The organism is Planktothrix sp. (assembly GCF_046067725.1).
GTDB lineage: Bacteria > Cyanobacteriota > Cyanobacteriia > Cyanobacteriales > Microcoleaceae > Planktothrix.
In genome coordinates, this window is sequence record NZ_JBJUDF010000081.1 from 1 (window position 1) to 21,849 (window position 21,849).

Genomic DNA, 21,849 nt, shown 5'->3' on the forward strand with positions numbered 1-21,849 from the left:
GGTGCAAAAATTATTATTCCTTCAGAAACCACCACCACCACATTAGGAAACTTAAATGACCCAACGGTTTTAATTACCTTGGCTGGAATTTTAATCACAGCGGCTTTAATTGCTCGTCGAATTACGGGTGCTTTATTATTCGGAATTTTAGCAACAGCCGCATTAGGATGGATTTTAGGAATTACTCCCTGGCCAACAGCAATTGTTGGTTTACCTCAATTACCTGTTGATTTATTCGGTCAAGGAATTATCGGGTTAACCGAAGTCTTACAAGTCAATTTTTTTCAGATATTTACGATTACCTTTGTGTTTTTCTTTGTGGATTTATTTGATACGGTGGGAACCTTAACGGGATTAGGCATGAAAGCGGGTTATATTAACGAACAAGGAGAATTTCCGCGCGTGACTGAAGCGTTTATGGCGGATGCGGTAGGAACCACAACGGGGGCAATTTTTGGCACGTCAACGGTAACGACTTATATTGAATCTGCATCGGGAATTTCGGAAGGGGGAAGAAGTGGATTTACGGCTGTGGTTGTCGCTGTATTATTCACAATTTCGATATTTTTTATTCCTCTATTATCCGCCATTCCCAGCTTTGCAACGGCTCCGACTTTAATAATTGTGGGAGTGTTAATGATGGGAAGTGTTCGATATATTCGTTGGGATGACCCCGCAGAATCAATTCCAGCTTTTTTAACTATTTTGATGATGCCTTTAACTTATTCCATCGCCGATGGTTTAGCCGTTGGTTTAATCACTTATCCTCTGATTAAATCCTTTCAAGGTAAGTTCCATGAAACCAATATTGCGATGTGGATTTTAGCGGTTATTTTTATTTTGAAATTTGTGTTGGTCGGGAAATAGGAATGGAATGTGCAAAAATCGGGATTTTTACCCTGATGCACAAAATGATCATTTTGTCAAGCCCCCGCTTTGCGAGGTCAGGTTTTAACCTTAAAAATCAGTCATCATCTTGGCTAAATTCCGTCAAAACATCCTAATCTTTTACGCAGTTATGGGGGTTGTAGCCTTCATTTCTGCGTTTAGACACAATAACCGCTTGAGCGGTGTTTCTCTAAGTGTACCAGAACCCCTATAACTTCGTCAACTACTTGAGAGATATTCTCAATCATTTATCAAGATTTCCTGACATTGTTTTAAATAGACAAATTATCTAACTGTATATATTAGAAAAACTTAACTAAAATTCCAATCACGGGACGAGTATTGTGGGTCTATATCCAAAACAGTTTAAGATTGACTACCGATATAGTTTAATTTCCATAAACAACCGGACATAAAATTAGTCAAAATATGAGCTAGAATCGGAACGAATAAATTTCCGGTTGCGATCGCACTATAACCTAAAATCAAGCCAACAATTGATGCCCAAATCACATAAGGCCATTGTTGAGAACCGCTAAAATGGAGAATTCCAAAAGCAAGACTAGAAACTACTAATGCTAACGAAGTTAATCCTAAATCTGATAACATCACCCCGCGAAATAATAATTCTTCACTGAGTCCGGGTAATAAACCTAACCAAATTAAATCCGGCCATAATAAAGGACTTAGAACTAATTTTAAATAAGTATCCGCACTGCGACTATAGGCAGGCCAGATACGATACATGATAAAACTAGCAATAGTAATCACGAAACCGACAGCCAGCCCCCAGCCTAAACTCATCCAAGTAAAACTAACAGGTAAAAGGGTGACATGACTTAAATGTAACCAAGCTTTAGCGATCGCTAATAAGACAATCGCCGTTCCCCCCATTGCTACTAAAACTTGAGTTCGAGTTAAGGGTTCTAATTCAAAATTGTTCGGTGTTTTTTGTTCTACCACAAGCAATAATAATCAATAGGATTTCAGTTCTTTTAAGGATAATAGATGGGGACGTAAAGCATTAGGATTAACTCCCGCTTTATGCGCCACCAAAATTCCTAAAGCTTCTAAATAAGAGTTAACTTGTACTGCGTTAATTCCTAACTGTTCTGGACTAACTTGCATTCGAGTTTGGTTTTCTGCAACCGTAATAATCTGAGTTGAAGTCTGACCCAAACTCAGGATAGCAGATCCGCCGCAGGCCGTTGCGGGAACAACCACTGCATCGACTTGATCCGCCCAAATTGTCCCCGGCGTCGCAGACGTTACCAATTGGGGAGAACGACTTAACCCCACTAACACACAAGGCAGAAAAGTATATCCTAATTCCTCCGCCGCCGAACGCGGGGATAACTCAGGATCAAGGGGAAGGGGAGAAAGTGCTGGAGCATGGGCACAGGGAATTTTAAAGGTGCGGACAATTAAATGGCTGATCACCGCTTCTGCGCCTGCTAAGGGATCAACTCCTTGTCCATGACGATAAGCTTCTAAAACCGCAGTATTTTCCGCTTCTGGAAAACGAGCGACGACGGCGATCGCCTCGGCTTTGGCTTTGGTAATTAATCGTTCAGCAGCCCGTAACAAACTATCTGGGTTCCCAATAGTTCCCCAAGAGGCGCCAGAGGAGGAGGTTCTCAGTTGCACATTCAGAGGAGCATCGGTAATCACATAATCCGTTAAGGTTAAGCCTAAAGTGGCTCTGGCAGCATCAGCCACTTGTAAATGTCTCAGGCGTAATTCCGGTTCAATAGCTTGATCCAGAAGTAACCCCACCCGGTTTTGGTGAACCGGTTGAAGTCCCCAACTTCCCGCCGCAAATTGATCCAAAGCATAGCCTTCCACATACAAGGTATTGGACATCGGCCAATAAAGTTGAGCGCCATTGAGCACATTGGGATGGGTAATTAGGGTATCTGCGACTTGAGCGAGCGCTCGCGCTACAGGCAAACCATCCCCAGCATACCCGCCAATAGACGCGCCAATTCCCGTTGGAATGATTAAAATCACCGTATAAGGACGAGACTGCATGGAGTCATTAATCATTAAAGATTATTCATCGGTTCAGTAACCGTTACCACCGCTTCAACCTGGGCGGTTTGTTGTTGGGAATTAACTTGAGTAATGGCCCATCTCAGGGGTTCACCGCGTTTGTTTAATTCTGCTTCAATAGCTTGATTTAACTGGGTTGGAGATTCTTGTAAATCAATTTCAGCCGTAATAAAATGAGTGGTCATGGTTAAATTTAATCCTCAATCTTTTTTGTTTAAAACACTAGAAAGGGTGGTGCGTGCGCTGGTCGCTAACGCACCCTACACTAGAACGGTTTACGGTTTACCAAATTGACGATCATAGACTTCTTCTTCTTTTCCCGCAACCAGTTTCAAATTAGAACGCGGGTAGGCGACACAAAGAAGTGCGTAACCTTCTTTTTGTAGATCAGGACTTAATCCCATGCCTTCACTTTGCTCAACTCGACCTTCAATAATTTTGGCAGCACAGGTGGTACAAACTCCAGCATTGCAAGAATTAGGGAGCTTTAGACCTTGATCGAGTGCTGATTGGAGGATGTGTTGATCCTCTGAAACCTGGACGGTTTGGACTTCGCCCCCGTAATTAATTTCAACTGTATAGGTTTTAGACATTGTGTTCTTTTTAAACCCTGAACCATTTATTGTATCCTTGAGTGCGACCCATTCGAGCAATGACTTTCGCTATTTGTTGAAATTATTCTGAGTTTGTGTTATGTCTATAAAATACTTCAGTCTCCTCATAGAGACTTGATTGATTTTTCACTCGTCTCGTCAATTGCATGACCTAGTGTTTAGTCATTTTACTGGCTGATTGTGTCATGGTTTTAGCCTTTCTGAGAATTAAATATGTATATGTCAGTACCCCACACTCTTGGTGATGGGGCTTCATATGCAAGGAATAAGTTATATTTATAGAAAAGATAGCTACTTTTATTCCTTTTCATTTTTTACAAAGCAATAAATTTCCCTGATCGGTCACTGAGTTGATTGAGGTGTCGTGTTTCCTCTGTTGTCCAAAAACACGCTCGTTTGTACAGTTACATAAGGTTTTTATGAGAAATATGAATCAATTAGATCCTCAACTTTGGCAACGATTCTTAAAAATTGCTCAACCTTTCTTTTATCCTTTAGAAGCAGGAAGTGGAAAAACTTTTCTGAGTTTATTATTGTTGTTATTAATTTTTCTATTTGCGGCTTTTTTTGTTTTGGTCAGTCTAATTGCCATTGCCAGCCAGTCTATATTTCCTGATTCCTTTAGTCAGATAGCTCCCGGTTTATATGAATCCGTAACAGGTGTTGTTTATTCTCATTATATAATCATTATTTTATTAATGCTTTTGGTTCCTATTAGCATCTTTTTTTTGTATCGAAACCAAATCAAAACTCGCTGGAAACCTTGGGCGTTCTTAACTGTTCTTTTGTTGTTATCTCTGTCTGTTAGTGGATTAAATGTTATTATTAGCTATGTGGGTAACTTTTTTACAACGGCTTTAGCTGAAAAAAATCAGGATGAGTTTTGGCGGTTTTTGTATGTTTATGCAGGTGTTTTTGTCGTCGGGACACCCATCGTTGTTATGTATATGTATACCCGTGATCGCTTAGGAAACTATTGGCGGAAGTGGTTAACGGATCAGTTTTTAGAAAAATATTTGAATCAACGAGCCTTTTATCAAATCGAATCGGAAGGAAAAATTGATAACCCGGATCAACGGATTACCGAAGATATTAAATCCTTTACCATTACCAGTTTAAGATTTCTATTAATTATCCTCGGTTCAATTATTGATGTCATTTCTTTCACCGGAATTTTATTTTCAATCTCTAAATCCCTGTCAGTTTTCTTGCTAATTTATGCCACGATTGGAACTCTCATTACGGTTGTGATTGGACGGCGTTTAATTCCCCTTAACTTTAATCAACTCAGACGAGAAGCTGATTTTCGATATGGATTAGTTCATGTCCGTGATAATGCTGAATCGATTGCTTTTTACCAAGGAGAAGAACAGGAACTTAACCAAGTTAAAAATCGATTTATGCAGGCTTTTAATAACTTTAATTTATTAATCGGTTGGCAAAGAAATGTTAATTATTTTACCAAAAGCTATGAATATGCGGTAATTATTCTTCCCTCCTTAATTCTAGTTCCTATCTATTTTGCAGGAACTATTAAATATGGAGATATTACCCAAGCCAATTTTGCCTTTGGTCAAGTTTTAGGTGCATTTTCGATTGTTGTCAGTGAGATTGAAATCTTAAGTGCTTTTGCAGCTGGAATTAATCGTTTAGCAACCTTTTGTGAATTTTTAGAATATCCGAAAACCGTTTATCATGGAGATACACAAATTGACTTAACGATTAATTCTCCTTTGGCTTTGGAGCACGTGACGCTTCAGACTCCCAACTACCAAAAAATATTAGTTAAAGATTTATCTCTGACTTTAACTTCGAGTCAAGGCTTATTAATTATGGGACAAAGTGGAGTCGGTAAAAGTTCACTTTTACGAGCAATTGCGGGGTTATGGACATCAGGAACCGGACGATTAGTTCGTCCAGAATTATCCTCTATGTTATTTTTACCCCAACGTCCCTATATGATTTTAGGAACATTGCGACAGCAACTACTTTATCCCAACACAGATCGAGAGATTGATGAAACTGAACTCCATCAAGTTTTACAGTTAGTTAATTTAGCCGATTTACCCGAACGGGTGAATGGGTTTGATGCTGAATTAGATTGGGCAAATGTGCTTTCATTAGGGGAACAACAACGGTTAGCTTTTGCTCGATTATTAATCAATAAACCTCGCTACGCCATTTTAGATGAAGCCACAAGTGCCTTAGATTTAAAAAATGAAGAACTCCTCTACCAAAAATTAGATGAAACCGAAACTACTTATATTAGTGTTGGACATCGGATCAGTTTATTACGCTATCACCAGCACGTTTTAGAACTCATGGGAGATCAAAAATGGCGCTTGGTTTCCTCGAAAGATTATCAAGCGGAAATGAGTTTATTCGCTCCCTGAAATTGGATTAAACCCCTTAACTGGGTTCATAAAAATGACAGTCTTGACAGGGGCCAGAAGGATTGACCGCACAACGTATCAATTCTGAATGGGCATTAAACCGACAACTGGCATCTCCAATCACCCAATGTCCATCAATTAAAGTTTTATCTTCCGGTTGTTCAACCGATTGTACATACAGGGAAATTTGATACAGTCGGTAACGACCGGATTTAAGTTGATAGCGATGACGACGTTCTAAAACCGTATAGGTTTGACCCTTCCAGTTCAGATAATGACCCGGTTGCGGTGTCCAATCTAAACAAACACTTCCTAGAAGTTGTCGGGGATGGGTCAAAATCACCTCCGTTGGTAATGAATTGAAATCCATGATGGTTTTAATTTAAAAGGGAATAGGGAACAGGGAGCAGGGGGAGAAGGGGGAGAAGAGGAGCAGGGGGAGAAGAGGAGCAGGGGGAGAAGGGGGAGCAGGGGGAGAAGGGGGAGCAGGGGGAGAAGAGGAGCAGGGAATAGGAGTTGAGTGTCTGGGTTGGTGTTACCTGTATTTACTCCTAATCGTAAATGAAATTTAACTTGGAAATTGTGTTTGATTTTGCTGCTGTGTGACTAGAGAAATGGCTCCTATCAGAATTTTATGCTCTTGAACTTGAATTCGAGCGTGTAAGGTTTCTGGGGTATCATGGGGTAAAATCGGAACTGCTGCTTGCATTAAAATCGGGCCGCTATCGACTTCAACTTCAACTAAATGAACCGTGCATCCTGTAATTTTTACCTTGGCGTCTAACGCCTGTTCTACGCCGTGAATGCCTGGAAAACTCGGCAATAAACTCGGATGTAAATTAATAATTTTTTGAGGAAACGCATCAACTAAAACTGGAGTGACAATTCGCATCCATCCCGCAAATACAACCCAATCTACATCATGTTCTTTTAAGGTTTTAACAATAGCTTGATCTAAATCTTCTCGTTTTTTATAGTGGCGATGGTTTAAAAGAATCGTTTTGACTCCAAACCGTTGCGCCCGTTCAACAACTTTAGCATCGGGGTTATTATAAATCAAAACTTGAATTTTAGCATTGAGTTGTTGGTTTTGAATCGCTTGAGCGATCGCCTCAAAGTTGGTTCCACTTCCAGAGGCTAAAACCCCGATTTTTAAAGCTTCTCCAGGTATAAACGATGGAGAAGGAATGGTAGGAGAAATTAAACAGGAGGTTGCATCAATTCCCGTTAGAGTTACATTCATTGAGCGTTTTACCCATCGAGACAGTCACTTCGTTCTTAATTATTATCGAAGAAAAGGACAACTCCGTGACTTTTTTTTATTTTAAATTTGGAATTCCACTTCACCCGATGTCATCGATACCCATTGCCCAACTCTTGTAAAATAGGGTGAGAAAACGTTATCCTTATCATTGAAGTTATGGCTTCTGCACCGCTTTCTCAGAAACAGCTTTTAGATCGAGAGTCTGTCATGGCTTGGGTTTTTTTAGCACCCGCTTTGCTGTTAATGGGAATCTTTATTCTAGGGCCAATTGTTTATTTATTTTATCTGAGTTTTACCCAAGGAAGTTTTACACGCTCTGGGGTTTATTGGGTCGGGTTCAAAAATTATTTGCGTTTATTTCTAAGTCCTGATTTTTGGCAAGTGATCTGGAATACCACTTATTTTACCGTTGCTACAGTAATTCCCACTTTAATTATACCACTAGGGTTAGCGGTACTTTTAAATCGAACTTTTGCTTTACAAGATTTGTTGAGAACCGCTTATTTTATTCCCTCCATTACCTCCTTAGTTGCGGTGGGTTTAGGATGGCGCTGGTTATTTCAAACTGATGGCCCGATTAATGAATTATTATCCCAAATTGGAGTTAATCCGATTCCTTGGTTAAGTAGTACCACTTGGGCAATGCCTGTGTTAATTTTAATGAGTATTTGGAAACAGTTAGGGTTTAATTTAGTTGTGTTTTTAGCCGGGTTACAAGTTATTCCTCAAAGTCGATATGAAGCGGCAGAATTAGATGGTGCGAATCCTTGGCAACAATTTTGGTATATTACCTTACCGGGTTTACAACCGACGATTGTATTTGCAACCGTAACAACAGCAATTTTTACCTTAAGAAGTTTTGAACAAGTCTATGTCATTACTGGCGGTGGCCCTTTTAATTCTACTAATGTTTTAGTTTATTATATTTATGAACAAGCCTTCGGTCAATTTGATTTTGGTTATGCCGCCGCCGCCGCAACAATTTTATTAGCGATCGCTTTAATTTTAGTTTATGTTCAATTAAAATTGTTTGGCGAAAATTAATTTTTATTTCCGATTTAACAAACAATTTGCACATAAAATTCCCGATGCCGCAACGGCAGGAACCCCGATACCGGGTTGGGTACTATCTCCCACTAAATATAACCCTTGAATCGGGGTAAAGGCCCCTGGAAATCGTCCTTGATTGGCTGCAATGGCAGGGCCATAAGTTCCTTGATAACGTCGTAAATATCGAGCATGGGTTAACGGAGTTCCGATTAATTCTAAGGTAATGCGTTGACGTAAATCTGGAATAATTTTCTCAATTGCTTGATATAAGGGTTCGGCTTTTTCTCGTTTTTTTTGAGCATAAAATTCATCTTTTTTCAAGCCTAAAAACGGTTCTAACGTATAAGCATGAATCAGATGATATCCCACCGGAGCTAAATTTTGATCCCAAACGGACGGAATCGAAATCATACAAGTATTCCCCGGAATAGTAATATCAAGATTACTATCATGAACCACAACATGATGTCCAGTTAAGTTCTCTAATCTTTCGGCTTTAATTCCTAAATGCAGGTGCATAAAACTATCAACAGCAGGAGTTTTTAATGCGGTTTGACGATAGGATTGAGGTAAATCTGATGAATTTAATAAATGAGTATAGGTATCCCAAATGGTGGCATTAGAAATTACAATAGGAGCATAAAATTCTTCTCCCTTGCGAGATTGTACCCCATAAACTTTTCCTGATTTAACTAAGATTTTTTCAACGTGGGTTTTTAACTGAAGTTTTCCTCCAAATCGAGTTAATCCCCGTACCAATGCTTGAACAATAGCTTGAGTGCCGCCGATGGGATATTCAATGGTAGAATCATTCCGTTCTCCCAACATAAAAGCAACTTCTGGCGTTACGGTTCCTTCTGCTTTTAATCCTGATAATAAAAAACATTCTAAATCAATTAATCGCCGCACCCAAGGGTCAGAAACCGTTTGATCAACAATTTGCCCCACAGAACTTGAAATATCACCCAATAAAGGCAGTAATTTTAATACAGAAAACCCATAATTTGTGATTAATTTAGGAATTATTTTCCAGTCACCCCGTAACTCAATGGCGGGAATTTCTTTTAACCCTTGATAAACTTTTAGTAACCGTTGTTCAAATTGAGCAAATTCTACAGCCCCTTGGGGTGTAAATTGAGCAATCGCTTGTTGATAACGTTCACGATTGCCATAAACGGCCAAAGAAGCTTCAGGAAAATGGTAGTGTCCAAGCGGATCATAAACCACCGTTGCCAAGGACTCCCCCAAGCGAGTTAAGACTTGCTGTAACGGGTTTAACCCCTGGCAATCACTGAGTCCACAGTAAAACGATGGCCCCGAATCAAATTGGAACCCTTGACGAGAAAAACCTTGGGCCGCGCCACCCGGTACGGTGTGGCTTTCTAAAATCATGACCTGCTGACCGGAGTGAGCCAAAAGCGCACCCGCAACTAAGCCACCGATACCACTGCCAATCACAATCACATCAAAATTTTGCATCCGTATTGATCCGGTTGTGGAGGTTCAGGGATAAGATCTTACGGCTATTTTAATAAAAAATAGCGTAGAATATACTAAGCTACTCTGCAATAAAATTATAGTCTAGGATGAGGAATGGAAAATGGGGAATAGAAAATAGAAATTTTTGTTTGTACAATTAAGATATAGTTTAGCGGATCATCAGGGATTTTGCATTGGTTCTAAAAAATCCTTTAAGCGGATGTAAACTTAAGCAGGTTGGGAGGGTATTCTTCAGGATCTAAAAGATTTTGAACCGCTTCCAGAGTAGCCATGATTCCCTTAATAAATTTCATCGATTTAGGTAAACCTGATCCTCTAAATCATGAACATCAGCGATAATTTCCTATTGTCTCCTCAAAACCACCCATGATAAAAATACCCTAGTACCGGATACGCTTAAGTCACTTCATCAATTGTTGACTTTCTGTATTGGAGACTAAAATGCCAACCCCGTCCTGCCTAAATGAAGTTGCTCAAAAGTTAGAAACTGATCCGAATTCAACCCGGATTAAGAAAGTATTATTATGTGCCTATAATGGTAAATGGGAAAATGATAGTCAAATTTTGAGTGAAATTGATTGGACTCATTTATTGCAAAATATTTATCAAAAATATCCTCAATTTCAATCCCTTAAAGTGACTTTAAGTAATATTTTAGCTCGTTTGAATAAAAAAAATGAGTATAGCCGGGTTATTCATACACTGGAAGACTATATTAGCCCTCTGTATGATCAGTGTGATGCCATTGAAAGCTCAGCTATTAATCAACCCTCTATTACCGCTTCGGAAACCGTCAAAATTAGTCCTGAAGAGTTAAATTCTTTGTCATCTGCCTATTTAAGTCAGATGACATTAGGCAACTTCAACAGCAATATATCAGATTTATTTGATGTGCGGTTTAAAATTATGCAGCATACCAATCCTTTACGGGCAAAATTGGTCATCTTTTCCAGTTTAGAGCGAGAATTTAATTACCGAGAAGAAGATTGGGCACAACTGAAAAATCAAAGTTTGGATACTTTACTGCGCCAACTGTTGCATACTTTCCCCACCGTAGATCGACTCAAATCTCATTTGTATAAAATGGCAGAATATTTAGAAGATGTCGATGAGAATATACAAGTTGTAACCGTGATTTTAGAGGCTCTGAGTCCTTATTATGAATCCAACTCTAAATCTTATAATCAGACTTTTAAACCTTCTCATCCTTCGATTTTACAACAATAGTTTTTAACCAGCCAAGCCGTTGATATTAACGAAAGTGAAACCCTACAATTATTACCTCCTGACCCTCAAGTTTTATCATCGGTGATAGCCAGGGAAGATAACCTTAAAAGTACCCCAAGTAACATCAGTAGTTTGTCAGATTTTACCTTAGCAACCTCCCTGAGCAATATTGACGGTCGAGAAAGAGAGGCTGAACATCTGAATGATCCAATTTATCAACAAAAGCAACGCTTAGAGTTAGAAGCTGATGAGAAAATCAACCACAGTATCGCTGATAGTTTAGTGCCATTAACAACTATTTTAAATCATTTAGAATTATCACTGGAGGAAACCTTAAAACACCAATCTACTGAAGTTAAATTAGAAATTAAATATAAATTTTTAAAAAAATATATTCATCTTTTGCAATCTAAAATTGAAGATTTAGGAACTGTGATCAATCAATCCGAAATTGAAGAACAACAACGATTATTGTTAAATAAGACAGTAATGGCCAATAGCGGTGACGACCTCGATAATCTGCAACAGCGACTGACTCAGCCCCAATTGATGGAACTCGCGAGACAAGGCCATGCAAAAGCGATCGCAACGGTGATTAGCCAATTTTTGAAACCGAGAGGAATTAGCACTCTCGCCAAGTCAAAAGATGCTTGCTTGCACATTATACTAGAGTCAGATCAAGTGCCAAATCAAGCTTCTATGATCCCATTTGTTTATCAAAAACTTCTGGATTTGAAACTCAAATCGATTCAAAAAGTCAAAGTTTACGCTCGAACTCCTGGCAATAAGTCAATGGCTTGGGTGCAAGAATTTACCTATACGGAGACTTATCAATAATTAACTATGGATGAGGAAACATTACTCGAACAGTATCGAGCGGGACACAAAAATTTTAAAGGAATTAATTTAAGAGGTGCTGAACTGAGTCGTGCGGACTTGATTGGTGCTAACTTAAGTGGTTCAGATTTGCAAGGAGCCAATTTTGTTTTAGCTTATTTGAATGGCGTTAATTTTTCACGGGCAAATCTCAGAGGTGTCCGGTTTAATGGAGCGATTTTAAATAAAGCCAACTTAAGTGCAGCCAACCTCAGCGATACTGAATTTCATGGAACCATTTTACAAGGTGTAGACTTTCGTAAAGCCAATTTAACCTTAGCAACCTTACTCGATGCTAACTTAATTCAAGCAGATTTAAGAGGTGCTAATTTACAAGGAGCCGACTTAAGAGGCGCTTGTTTACGAGGCGCTAATTTGCGATATGAACCGCGAATTTATGAAAGTGTGAATTTACGCGGAGCAGATTTAAGAGGAACAGATTTACAAGGAGTAAACTTAACGGGGGCTGATTTAACTAGAGCCAATTTAAGTGGAGCTAATTTAACAGAAACCGTCCTGCGAGGGGCGATTTTAAGTCAAGCTAACTTAAGTCAATCTAATTTACAATCGGCGTTTTTAACCGAAGCAGTTCTCACCGAAGCTAACTTAATCGGCGCCAATTTAAGGAAAGTTAAATTTGAACGAGCCATTTTAAATGATGCTCAATTACCGGGGGTTTCTTTATGTGATGCTATTCTTCCCGATGCTCAACTCAGTAATGCTAATTTAAGCAATGCGGATTTAAGTCGAGTCAATTTAGTTCGGGCAGATTTAACTCGAGCCAACCTTAATTCTGCTAATTTAACCCAAGCGGATTTAACCGATGCCTCCATTGCTCGAACTAACTTAAAAAATGCTAATCTCAGTTATACCTATTTAACTCGTGTCGAATTAAGTAGTTCCAATACCGCAGGGGCAATTTTGCATGGGGCGATTATGCCCAATGGTGAAATTCATGATTAAGAATTAATCCCTTTTTTGCCATCTTGTCGCCCTAATTCATAAATTCCCCCACTCAAACAAGCAATAATTCCGACACTAATTGACCAACTTTTATCTAAAGCAATTTCAGTCCCCCAATTCAATAACGCTCCTACAATTAAAAAGGGAACAATACTAAACAAAGACGCATAAAAGGCATTTTGTGATTCTCGAGCTTTGCGGGTGCGCTCATATTCCGCTTCCGAAGTATATAACATTCGTTCTGCATAATTAAACCAACGATTTAATTGGTGTATGACCCATTCGCTCACGGGAGAGAATCCCCAATACAACGCTAAAGACCATAGGGTTGCACCCGCAATCAGGGTAGGGTCAAGGTGAAATTCAAATGGAAAAAGATCAAGTAGCATGGGGATAAGGTTTAAGATTTTATAGAAGTTTACCTATTCTAAATGAAAAAATTGCTAAAATATCAATAAAAATCATAATCAAGTGATATGAGCCTGATCCGTTTGATTGCTGCTATTTTCTTACCCCCCTTGGGCGTGTTTTTAACCGTTGGTTTTGGGGGTGCATTTTGGCTGAACATCCTGCTGACTCTACTTGGATTTATTCCCGGTATCATTCATGCTGTTTGGGTGATTGCTAAAAATGATCGTGATTAATTTAGATGAGATTCCACCCCCCTATTCCTATTCTGATTATTAGATCATTAAGACTAGGGAGGTTGGAGTTTCCTAAGACTCGAAAAGCGTTATCCTGTAAAAACTCATAATTCTAACAACTCAAGCGACAATGGAAACAGTGACTCACCAACTTAACATTCAGAAAACTGAACATTCCCGACTTCCTTCAGAACCCTTACATCATATTCCCTTTGGTCGAATTTTCAGTGATCATATTTTTATTGCTACTTATGATAATGGAACTTGGCAAGATCTAAAAATCATGCCCTATAGTAACTTGACCATGACTCCAGCAATGGCAGTTCTACATTATGGTCAGGCTGTTTTTGAAGGGATGAAAGCGTATAAAAGTGCAACGGGAGAAACGTTAATTTTTAGACCCGATGCTAATTTTAGACGAATTAACAAATCGGCTCACCGATTGTGTATGCCCCCCATTCCTGAAGAAATTTTTATGGAAGGATTAAGGGAATTAATTCGTTTAGATTCTGCTTGGATTCCTGAATCAGAAGGCAGTTTATATATTCGTCCGTTGTATTTTGCCACCGATGAATTTATTGGGTTAAAACCCTCAACTCATTATACTTTAATTATTATGAGTTGTCCAGTAGGAGCTTATTATTCTGAACCGGTTAAATTAATTGTCACGGATAAATATATTCGAGCTTGTGAAGGAGGAACAGGTGCGGCAAAATGTGCTGGAAATTATGCAGCCAGTTTATTAGCAGATAAAGAAGCTAAAGCATTAGGGTATGATAACGTAATTTGGCTCGATGGCATTCACAAAAAATATGTCGAAGAATGCGGTACGATGAATTTAGCTTTTGTGATTGATAATGTCGTGGTAACACCGCAATTAACGGGAACAATTTTAGAAGGTATTACGCGCGATAGCGTGTTAACGTTATTCCGAGATCAAGGTGTTAAAGTCGAAGAACGATTAATTCCTATTGAAGAAGTAGCAGAAGCTTATGACAAAGGAATTTTACAAGAAGCCTTTGGAATGGGAACTGCTGCAACTATTGCCCATGTTTCTAAAATTGGATATCAAGGACGAGATTTAATTTTACCCCCGATTTCTGAACGCAAATATGGTCAATCCATTTTAGAACAATTAGAAGCGATTAAAACTGGGAAAGTACCTGACCCCTATGGTTGGGTTTGGAAAATTTAACCGCCAAAGGTAGGTTGAAACCTCAAGGTGATTTCTTATATTCATGGTCAACCCCAAAACCTAACTTCTTAGCCTCCTTTCCAATCAGGGAAGGAGGAATAATTAATCTTATTTTTTCCAGCAAATTATGACTCAAAATTCTTTAAAATCCTCTATTTCTTGGTGGGAAAAACCCCTGGGTTTAATTACAGGTGCAATCTATCCCTTAAAAGCTTTACAGTTATTTTATCACAATCCTTCCTTAAGAGGATATGTTATTTTTCCAGTTATTGTTAATTTTATGGTTGGGATTTTTCTCTATTTTGGATTATTATTACCCGGATTAAATCAAATTAATAAAACAGTCCTAATGTTAGACAGTAAAATTGATGAATGGGTCGCTAATTTACCGCAATGGCTACACTATTTAGAGATTTTAGCCAATCTTTTAGGATGGCTATTAAGGGTGGGGTTAGTTACCGGACTGTTATTGATTATTGGGTTTTTATTATTACAGTTTGGAGGAATTTTAGGAGCACCTTGGTATGGTCAACTCTCAGAAAAAGTTGAAGAACTGCAAACGGGTCAACCTGCGGTATTACCTCCCCAAACCCTCACCAGTTCCATTCAGGATATTGGACGAGCCATTTTATATGAATTAAAGAAAATAGGGTTACAAATTTTAATCGGAGTCCCTTTACTTTTATTGAATTTTATCCCTGGTTTTGGAACATTATTGTTTACCTTCGGAGGAATTGCTTTAGCTTCAACGATTGTTTGTTTAGATTTTTTAGATTCTCCAATGGAAAGAAGACGCTTTAGATTTAGAGAGAAATTAAAGATGATTCTTAGAACGTTTCCCGCCAGTGGTAGTTTTGCCTTAGTTTGTTTTGGATTAGTGGTGATTCCGTTTTTAAATTTATTAGCAATTCCAGTTTGTGTGGCGGCGGGAACAATGTTTTTTTGCGATCGCATTTTATTAAATTATAGTTCTCAACCAGAAAGAACAACTCAAATTTGATTAAAAAATATTCGTTTATATGATAGACTAGAATCAGAGTAGAATAGTTCATGGTTAAAAAAATTATCTGGTCTGATTATATTCAGTATCGAGTTACATTAAGAGGCTTTGATCTCAGACAAGTTGAAGAAATTTTGAGGTTTTCAGCAGAAAAGTATTATGATAGTTCTACAGGCCGTTTGGTGGTATTGGGTAAACACAATAATGACTTGGTTCTCATCCCTTATGAAGAAAACTCAGATGCAATCATGCCTGTGACGATTCATGTAACCACTCGGCAACAAGTTCGATTTCGTTTAAAAACTGGGAGATTTGTAATCTATGAATCCGACAAAAATGACTTATTTTGAACAAGAAGATATTCTGCATTTGAAATTTTCGGATGAACCGGAAATGGGAAGTATTGAAATCAGCCCTAATATGACAGCCGAATTAAATGCAGAGGGAGAATTAATTGGACTAGAAATTTTGGAAGCAACTGCTTTTATCCGAGATGCTATTTTAGAATCTGCTCAAGGTAAACTATTAAACTTATCTTCTGCTAAACTCTCTTAACGTTCAATTCCATGACCTCACGTTATTTGTTATATAAAGATTATGAATCCGGTTTAAATAATAACTTAATGGGATTAGAAATAGCTGTAGGATTAGCGTATTTAACCCAACGGAAATTAGTCTTTTACGGTTCAGTGGGAGAAGAAAAAAATATTCTACCTGTACGGGGTGGATATTTTTTATCGGTTCCCGAAAGTCGGAAACATATTATTAATATTGATCAATTACCCACCATTTTAGATTTAGTTGATCAACTTCCGATTCCTATTTTAACTTATTCAGAATTTTTACAAGAAACCCAAGGAAAAAATCTCAGCCATTATCACAGTGATGTTAGATTAGTGAATGCGGTTTTTGTCCCTAATAATATTACCATTAACCCTAAAGTATTATCAAGTTTTGCTGAAAATCGAATAATTGTACAGGATGTAGAACAGGATATTTTACAGTTTAGCACTTGTAACTTAGCTTATTATTCCCGATTTTTTTATCTTCCGTCACCTTCCCTCTATTCGTTGATGGAAGCAATTCAATTTAAACCGATTTATCGTAATTTAGCCGATAAAATTTCTCAAACCCTCGGACAATATAATGGGATTCATATTCGTTTAACAGATTATCGGAACTGTATTCCCCATCGAGAAGAAGATCATCCCTATTTAGTTTTAAAAACCTTAAAAGAAATTTTTCCTCCTGAAGAACGGTTATTAATTTGTACAGATGAATCTGAAAATATGGATTTTTTTAATCCCATCCTAAAATTTTATAAAAATAGTATTTTTATTGATCAATTTATTATCAAACACTTTTTAAAAGAATTTAAAGAATTACCCTTTACCGATGAACAAACTCTTGGATTAATTTGTAATTTGGTGATGTGGAATTGTCAAAAATTTGCTGGAAGTTTTCGCAGTACCTACACAGGAATCATCCATAGAAATTGGTTGAGAAACCAACTCAAACAACAAGTTCATCCCTCAGCATTAACCTTTAAATTTGTAGAAAGCGGTTTTTCCCCAGGAGAGGTTCAATTTCATCTGGGTTCCTATCCTGAAATTAACCCCGGTTTATTTAGTTGGAATCAAATTCATCTTCCTATTGTCAGTGAAATGAAATCTTGGTGTCGAGAATGGCCGGAATCTGTTTGTTTAATATTATAAAAGTGTAATTGCTGATCAATGTCATCCTGAGTGAAACGAAGGTTCTCTGTGGAGTTTTGAGAGAGAGTAGAGATTCTTTGCGCTGCTCAGAATGACAAGTTTACAATGACAGGCTCAGAATCAAAAATATCTCTCCTGAGATCCGCAATAGTTTTTCTTCCCGTTAAGCTGTCCAGTGCTCCCGGTTCCCTGCTATAATTGTTAAGATATTTGAAATTTTTTTCAATTTCTTGCAAAACTCGGTTACAAAACCCAATCCTATGTCTCTCCCCATTCGCAACGTCGCTATTATCGCTCACGTCGATCACGGTAAAACAACCCTAGTGGACGCACTCCTCAAGCAATCTGGCATTTTCCGTGAAGGGGAAGACATTCCAGATTGCGTCATGGACTCTAATGATATTGAACGGGAACGGGGAATTACCATCCTCTCCAAAAATACCGCCGTTCGTTATAAAGACACCATTATTAATATTATCGATACCCCTGGACACGCGGACTTTGGTGGCGAAGTCGAACGGGTGTTAGGAATGGTAGACGGTTGTATTTTAATCGTTGATGCCAACGAAGGGCCCATGCCCCAAACCCGCTTTGTGCTGAAAAAAGCCTTAGAAAAAGGGTTACGGCCAATTGTTGTCATTAATAAAATTGACCGTCCTCGTGCTAACCCTCACACCGCCGTTGATAAAGTCTTAGACTTATTCCTCGAACTCGGCGCTGATGATGACCAATGCGAGTTCCCCTATCTATTCGCTTCCGGTTTAGGCGGGTTTGCCAAACGGGAACTAGAAGACGAAAGCACCGATATGCAGCCGTTGTTTGAGGCTATCCTCGAATACGTTCCCGCACCTGTCGGGGATGTGAACAAACCGTTACAATTGCAAGTCACCACCCTCGACTATTCCGAATATGTCGGACGCATTGTGATTGGTAAAATTCATAATGGAGTCATTAAAGCCGGACAACAAGCAGCCTTAATTAAAGAAGATGGTAGTATTGTTAAGGGCAAAATTACCAAATTAATGGGGTTTGAAGGGTTAAAACGCATTGACCTGGAAGAATCTTCTGCTGGAAATATTATCGCGGTGGCTGGGTTTAGCGATGCCAATATTGGGGAAACCATTACCTGTCCCAATGAACCTCAACCATTACCGTTAATTAAAGTCGATGAACCCACTTTACAAATGACTTTCTCGGTGAATGACTCACCGTTTGCAGGTCAAGAAGGCAAATTTGTCACCTCGCGGCAAGTTCGTGATCGCTTAATGCGAGAATTAGAAACCAACGTCGCCCTCCGTGTAGAAGAAACCGACTCCCCAGATAAATTCTTAGTCTCAGGACGAGGAGAACTGCACCTCGGTATTTTAATTGAAAATATGCGTCGGGAAGGTTACGAGTTTCAAGTTTCCCAACCCCAGGTGATTTATCGGGAAGTCAACGGTCAACCCTATGAACCCTATGAACTTTTGGTGTTAGACGTTCCTGAAGATGGCGTGGGTAGCTGTATTGAACGCTTGGGTCAACGTCGCGCCGAAATGCAGGATATGTTTGTGGGTGGAAATGGTCGGACTCAGTTAGAATTTGTGGTACCCGCACGGGGTTTAATTGGGTTCCGAGGCGAGTTCATGCGGATGACTCGTGGCGAAGGTATTATGAACCATAGTTTCCTTGAATATCGCGCCTTATCTGGGGATATTGAAGCGCGGCGTAATGGGGTGTTGATTTCCTTTGAAGAAGGGGTGAGTACCTTCTATGCGATGAAAAACGCCGAAGACCGAGGGGTGTTCTTTATTCATCCAGGAACTAAAGTTTATAAAGGGATGATTGTCGGTGAACACAACCGTCCCCAAGATTTAGAACTGAATGTCTGCAAAACCAAACAGTTAACCAACCATCGGTCAGCAACCGGGGATGAACTGGTTCAGTTACAAACTCCTGTAGATATGAGTTTAGAACGAGCTTTAGAATATATTGGCCCCGATGAATTGGTGGAAGTCACACCCCAGTCGATTCGTCTCCGCAAACTTAGCAAAAAGTTAGTTAAACGCTAACCCCCTCTCGTTCCCAGGCTCCCGCCTGGGAATACCATTCAGGAGGTTCTACCTCCTAAAAAACAGTATGTAGCTTATAAAAAAAAGAATTAATGTTCGTTTTTATACAGCCCTACGGGACAGACGCGCCATGGCGCGTCTCTACAAAATCCTATTCCCTGTTCCCTGTTCCCTGTTCCCTAATTATTTAATAACGCTTCATTGCCCGTTCCATTGCTCGTTTATCATCTTTTTGGCGAATATCTTCTCGTTTGTCGTGGAGTTTCTTCCCACGTCCGACGGCAATATCAACCTTAACTCGTCCGTTTTTCAGATACATTTTTAATGGAACTAAAGTTAATCCTTTTTGTTCAACTTGTCCTAACAGTTTATTAATTTCTTCTTTATGTAACAATAATTTACGGGTACGACGGGTATCATGGTTAAAATAACCACTGGCTTTCTCAAACGGTGAAATATGGGCATTCAATAGCCAGGCTTCACCGCCCCGAATTAAGGCATAGGCATCTTGCAGGTTAACCTTACCCGCCCGTATCGATTTGACTTCCGTGCCCTGGAGGACAATTCCCGCCTCATACGTTTCTAAAATTTCGTAGAGATAGCGAGCTTTACGGTTGTCACTAACAATTTTATATCCTTCACTGTTTTTAGCCATAGTCTTAATTTAGCACAATTAGAGGTCAGAAACCCGGTTTCTTATTCTATCTTTTTGTTACTAACAACAGTTAAGGTAGAAACCCGGTTTCTAGGTGTTTGTTTGAAAGTGCAATCGTTTATAATAGATTTATCGACTCACATTTAAAATTCTCATGTGGATACCAGGCTATCAGTTGCGTGAACGTCCCTATATTATTGAAACAATTCTGGGACAAGGGGGGTTTGGCATGACCTACAAAGCCAAACATTTACAATTAGGTCATCAAGTGGTTCTGAAAACTCCCAATGCTGGTCTGCAAAATGACCCGGAATATCCTAAATATGTTCAACGCTTTATTCAAGAAGGTAAAACCTTAGCCACACTTTGTCAAAATTCCCATCCCCATATTGTCCGAGTCAGTGATTTATTTGAGGAAAATGGTCTTCACTGCTTAGTCATGGATTTAATTGTGGGGCAGAGTTTATGGGAATTTGTGCAAAATAATGGTCGGTTATCAGAAGCAGAAGCGGTTAATATTATTCGTCAAATTGCTGATGCTTTGGTGATGGTTCATAACGCTGGAATTATTCACCGAGATGCCCATCCGGGGAATATTTTGTTAAGGAATAATACCTCGGCTGTGTTAATTGATTTTGGACTAGCGGCGGAAATTATGCCCAAAGTGATGAGTTCAAAACATCCGGCTAATTTGAATTTTGCCCCCTATGAACAATTTTTAGAAGGAAGTGGGAAACCGACGGTTGATGTTTATTGTTTAGCGGCTTCTTTATATTATGCGATTACGGGGAAATTACCAACCCAGGCTTTAACTCGAAAGTTGAAAAATCAAGCCTTAATCCCCCCTAATAAGCTGGTTAGAATTAGTAATAAAATTAATGATGCTATTTTGAAAGGCTTAGGGTTAGAACCGGAACAACGTCCTCAAACAATGGCGGAGTTTTTGAGATTATTAGACACTCAACCCCAACCGGTTCAGATTCCCCAACGATATACAGAATTAAAGTCAGAGAGAGGGGTTGATTATCATCAATTAGAACAACTTTTGAAAGCTGGAAAGTGGAAAGAAGCTGACCAAGAAACGGCTCATAAAATGTTAGAAGCAGCCGGAAGAAATCATGAGGGATGGTTAAGGTATGAAGATATTCATAATTTTCCCCGTGAGGATTTATGCACCATTGATCAGTTATGGGTAAAATATAGTCAGGGTCGCTTTGGCTTCAGTGTCCAGAAAAACATTTGGCTGGAAGTCGGAGGTAAGGTAGACTGGGAGACAGAAGAGAAACTAGGCGATCGTGTAGGATGGAGAAAGAACGGCCGTTGGAAGGTGTACGATGACCTGCTCTTTACATTGCAAGCTCCCGTAGGCCACCTCCCTTGTTGCCGTCGTGCGGTTACTCTGGGTCAGGGTGGCGGGTTGGTGGGTTTTGGGTTGTGTGGTGTTTTTCTTCTCTCGCATCAAGAACTGTAAGCTTTAATCTCTAACAATTTCAGCCCTTTATCAAGTCGAGTTTTTTGGGGTCTGTTTGACCCAGTTTTAGATATAAAAGGGAACGGGCAATAGGAATTAAGATGAAAGTAAACTTAATGCAATAGAATCTAACCATCAATGAAATCAACGATTTGGGAACTCGATTTTTATAGTCGCCCCCTGCGGGACGAAGAAGGAAAAAAAGTTTGGGAAGTCTTAATCTGTGAAACCCCCATCAATATTGAAGACCGGGCTGAGAAGATGTTTCGCTACACCCAGTTTTGTCCGAGT

The 21,849-nt window shown here is 39.1% G+C and carries 24 protein-coding genes; 15 read left to right on the plus strand and 9 right to left on the minus strand.

What is annotated here, in order from left to right; translation table 11 throughout:
• Positions 1-867: NCS2 family permease (locus tag ACKPEB_RS04540; RefSeq protein WP_408963635.1), on the plus strand; the 867-nt coding region annotated here is incomplete at its 5' end.
• 387 nt (positions 868-1,254) lie between these two features.
• Here the strand turns inward: ACKPEB_RS04540 and ACKPEB_RS04545 are convergent.
• From ACKPEB_RS04545 to ACKPEB_RS04560, 4 genes are all read right to left on the minus strand, one after another.
• The gene (locus ACKPEB_RS04545; RefSeq protein WP_408963657.1) at positions 1,255-1,782 is read right to left on the minus strand and encodes a lysostaphin resistance A-like protein; all 528 of its coding nucleotides are present in this window, start codon (positions 1,780-1,782) and stop codon (positions 1,255-1,257) included.
• A gap of 81 nt (positions 1,783-1,863) precedes the next feature.
• Complete coding sequence (locus tag ACKPEB_RS04550; RefSeq protein WP_408963658.1) at positions 1,864-2,919, minus strand: DUF3326 domain-containing protein; 1,056 nt, start codon at positions 2,917-2,919, stop codon at positions 1,864-1,866.
• 14 nt (positions 2,920-2,933) lie between these two features.
• Positions 2,934-3,125 (minus strand): hypothetical protein, encoded by a 192-nt coding sequence (locus ACKPEB_RS04555; RefSeq protein ID WP_408963636.1) that lies wholly within the window; start codon positions 3,123-3,125, stop codon positions 2,934-2,936.
• Between the two features lie 90 nt (positions 3,126-3,215).
• Positions 3,216-3,533, minus strand: a complete 318-nt coding sequence (locus ACKPEB_RS04560; RefSeq protein WP_408963637.1) for a 2Fe-2S iron-sulfur cluster-binding protein — start codon at positions 3,531-3,533, stop codon at positions 3,216-3,218.
• 449 nt (positions 3,534-3,982) lie between these two features.
• Between ACKPEB_RS04560 and ACKPEB_RS04565 the strand changes: the two genes are divergently transcribed.
• Positions 3,983-5,947: an ABC transporter ATP-binding protein/permease gene (locus tag ACKPEB_RS04565; protein ID WP_408963638.1), complete on the plus strand. Its 1,965-nt coding sequence runs from the start codon at positions 3,983-3,985 to the stop codon at positions 5,945-5,947.
• Between the two features lie 16 nt (positions 5,948-5,963).
• Here the strand turns inward: ACKPEB_RS04565 and ACKPEB_RS04570 are convergent, their stop codons facing one another.
• Together ACKPEB_RS04570 and purN are read right to left on the minus strand one after the other, a co-directional pair.
• Positions 5,964-6,317, minus strand: a complete 354-nt coding sequence (locus ACKPEB_RS04570; protein ID WP_408963639.1) for a DUF6464 family protein — start codon at positions 6,315-6,317, stop codon at positions 5,964-5,966.
• 198 nt (positions 6,318-6,515) lie between these two features.
• Positions 6,516-7,190 carry a phosphoribosylglycinamide formyltransferase gene (purN, locus tag ACKPEB_RS04575; RefSeq protein WP_408963641.1) on the minus strand — a complete coding sequence of 225 codons (675 nt, stop codon included), beginning with the start codon at positions 7,188-7,190 and terminating at the stop codon, positions 6,516-6,518.
• A 177-nt stretch (positions 7,191-7,367) separates the two neighbouring features.
• Here purN and ACKPEB_RS04580 point away from each other — a divergent pair, with 177 nt between their 5' ends.
• The gene (locus tag ACKPEB_RS04580; protein ID WP_408963642.1) at positions 7,368-8,255 is read left to right on the plus strand and encodes a carbohydrate ABC transporter permease; all 888 of its coding nucleotides are present in this window, start codon (positions 7,368-7,370) and stop codon (positions 8,253-8,255) included.
• Between the two features lie 3 nt (positions 8,256-8,258).
• On the opposite strand, the gene ACKPEB_RS04585 is transcribed toward ACKPEB_RS04580, so the two are convergent.
• Positions 8,259-9,740: a phytoene desaturase family protein gene (locus tag ACKPEB_RS04585; protein ID WP_408963643.1), complete on the minus strand. Its 1,482-nt coding sequence runs from the start codon at positions 9,738-9,740 to the stop codon at positions 8,259-8,261.
• A gap of 462 nt (positions 9,741-10,202) precedes the next feature.
• Between ACKPEB_RS04585 and ACKPEB_RS04590 the strand changes: the two genes are divergently transcribed.
• The 3 genes from ACKPEB_RS04590 (at position 10,203) to ACKPEB_RS04600 (ending at position 12,827) form a co-directional block, all read left to right on the plus strand.
• Positions 10,203-10,988 carry a hypothetical protein gene (locus ACKPEB_RS04590; protein WP_408963644.1) on the plus strand — a complete coding sequence of 262 codons (786 nt, stop codon included), beginning with the start codon at positions 10,203-10,205 and terminating at the stop codon, positions 10,986-10,988.
• A gap of 81 nt (positions 10,989-11,069) precedes the next feature.
• Positions 11,070-11,825 carry a hypothetical protein gene (locus ACKPEB_RS04595; protein WP_408971293.1) on the plus strand — a complete coding sequence of 252 codons (756 nt, stop codon included), beginning with the start codon at positions 11,070-11,072 and terminating at the stop codon, positions 11,823-11,825.
• A 6-nt stretch (positions 11,826-11,831) separates the two neighbouring features.
• Entirely contained in the window at positions 11,832-12,827 is a 996-nt protein-coding gene (locus tag ACKPEB_RS04600; RefSeq protein WP_408963646.1) for a pentapeptide repeat-containing protein, read from the plus strand.
• Here ACKPEB_RS04600 and ACKPEB_RS04605 read toward each other — a convergent pair.
• Positions 12,824-13,216, minus strand: a complete 393-nt coding sequence (locus ACKPEB_RS04605; RefSeq protein WP_408963647.1) for a hypothetical protein — start codon at positions 13,214-13,216, stop codon at positions 12,824-12,826. The two genes, ACKPEB_RS04600 and ACKPEB_RS04605, sit on opposite strands and share 4 nt — an antisense overlap.
• 87 nt (positions 13,217-13,303) lie before the next feature.
• Between ACKPEB_RS04605 and ACKPEB_RS04610 the strand changes: the two genes are divergently transcribed.
• The 7 genes from ACKPEB_RS04610 (at position 13,304) to typA (ending at position 19,432) form a co-directional block, all read left to right on the plus strand.
• The gene (locus tag ACKPEB_RS04610) at positions 13,304-13,471 is read left to right on the plus strand and encodes a YqaE/Pmp3 family membrane protein (protein ID WP_072720766.1); all 168 of its coding nucleotides are present in this window, start codon (positions 13,304-13,306) and stop codon (positions 13,469-13,471) included.
• A gap of 130 nt (positions 13,472-13,601) precedes the next feature.
• Positions 13,602-14,666, plus strand: coding sequence for a branched-chain amino acid aminotransferase (locus tag ACKPEB_RS04615; RefSeq protein WP_408963648.1), 1,065 nt, complete (start codon positions 13,602-13,604; stop codon positions 14,664-14,666).
• Positions 14,667-14,793: 127 nt separating this feature from the next.
• Positions 14,794-15,666: an EI24 domain-containing protein gene (locus ACKPEB_RS04620; RefSeq protein WP_408963650.1), complete on the plus strand. Its 873-nt coding sequence runs from the start codon at positions 14,794-14,796 to the stop codon at positions 15,664-15,666.
• Positions 15,667-15,716: 50 nt separating this feature from the next.
• The gene (locus ACKPEB_RS04625) at positions 15,717-16,016 is read left to right on the plus strand and encodes a hypothetical protein (RefSeq protein ID WP_408963651.1); all 300 of its coding nucleotides are present in this window, start codon (positions 15,717-15,719) and stop codon (positions 16,014-16,016) included.
• On the plus strand, positions 15,988-16,221 hold the full coding sequence (locus ACKPEB_RS04630) for a DUF2283 domain-containing protein (protein ID WP_408963652.1): 234 nt from the start codon (positions 15,988-15,990) through the stop codon (positions 16,219-16,221). The genes ACKPEB_RS04625 and ACKPEB_RS04630 overlap by 29 nt, the downstream gene beginning before the upstream one ends.
• 11 nt (positions 16,222-16,232) lie before the next feature.
• A complete protein-coding gene (locus tag ACKPEB_RS04635) occupies positions 16,233-17,381 on the plus strand; it encodes a hypothetical protein (protein ID WP_408963653.1) in 1,149 nt (382 codons plus the stop codon).
• Positions 17,382-17,641: 260 nt separating this feature from the next.
• On the plus strand, positions 17,642-19,432 hold the full coding sequence (gene typA / locus ACKPEB_RS04640; RefSeq protein WP_408963654.1) for a translational GTPase TypA: 1,791 nt from the start codon (positions 17,642-17,644) through the stop codon (positions 19,430-19,432).
• A 187-nt stretch (positions 19,433-19,619) separates the two neighbouring features.
• On the opposite strand, the gene smpB is transcribed toward typA, so the two are convergent.
• A complete protein-coding gene (gene smpB / locus ACKPEB_RS04645) occupies positions 19,620-20,087 on the minus strand; it encodes an SsrA-binding protein SmpB (protein ID WP_408963655.1) in 468 nt (155 codons plus the stop codon).
• A gap of 154 nt (positions 20,088-20,241) precedes the next feature.
• On the opposite strand from smpB, the gene ACKPEB_RS04650 reads away from it, so the two are divergent.
• Positions 20,242-21,558 carry a GUN4 domain-containing protein gene (locus ACKPEB_RS04650; protein ID WP_408963656.1) on the plus strand — a complete coding sequence of 439 codons (1,317 nt, stop codon included), beginning with the start codon at positions 20,242-20,244 and terminating at the stop codon, positions 21,556-21,558.
• A gap of 138 nt (positions 21,559-21,696) precedes the next feature.
• On the plus strand, positions 21,697-21,849 hold a 153-nt coding region (locus tag ACKPEB_RS04655; RefSeq protein ID WP_408963659.1), incomplete at its 3' end, for a Tab2/Atab2 family RNA-binding protein.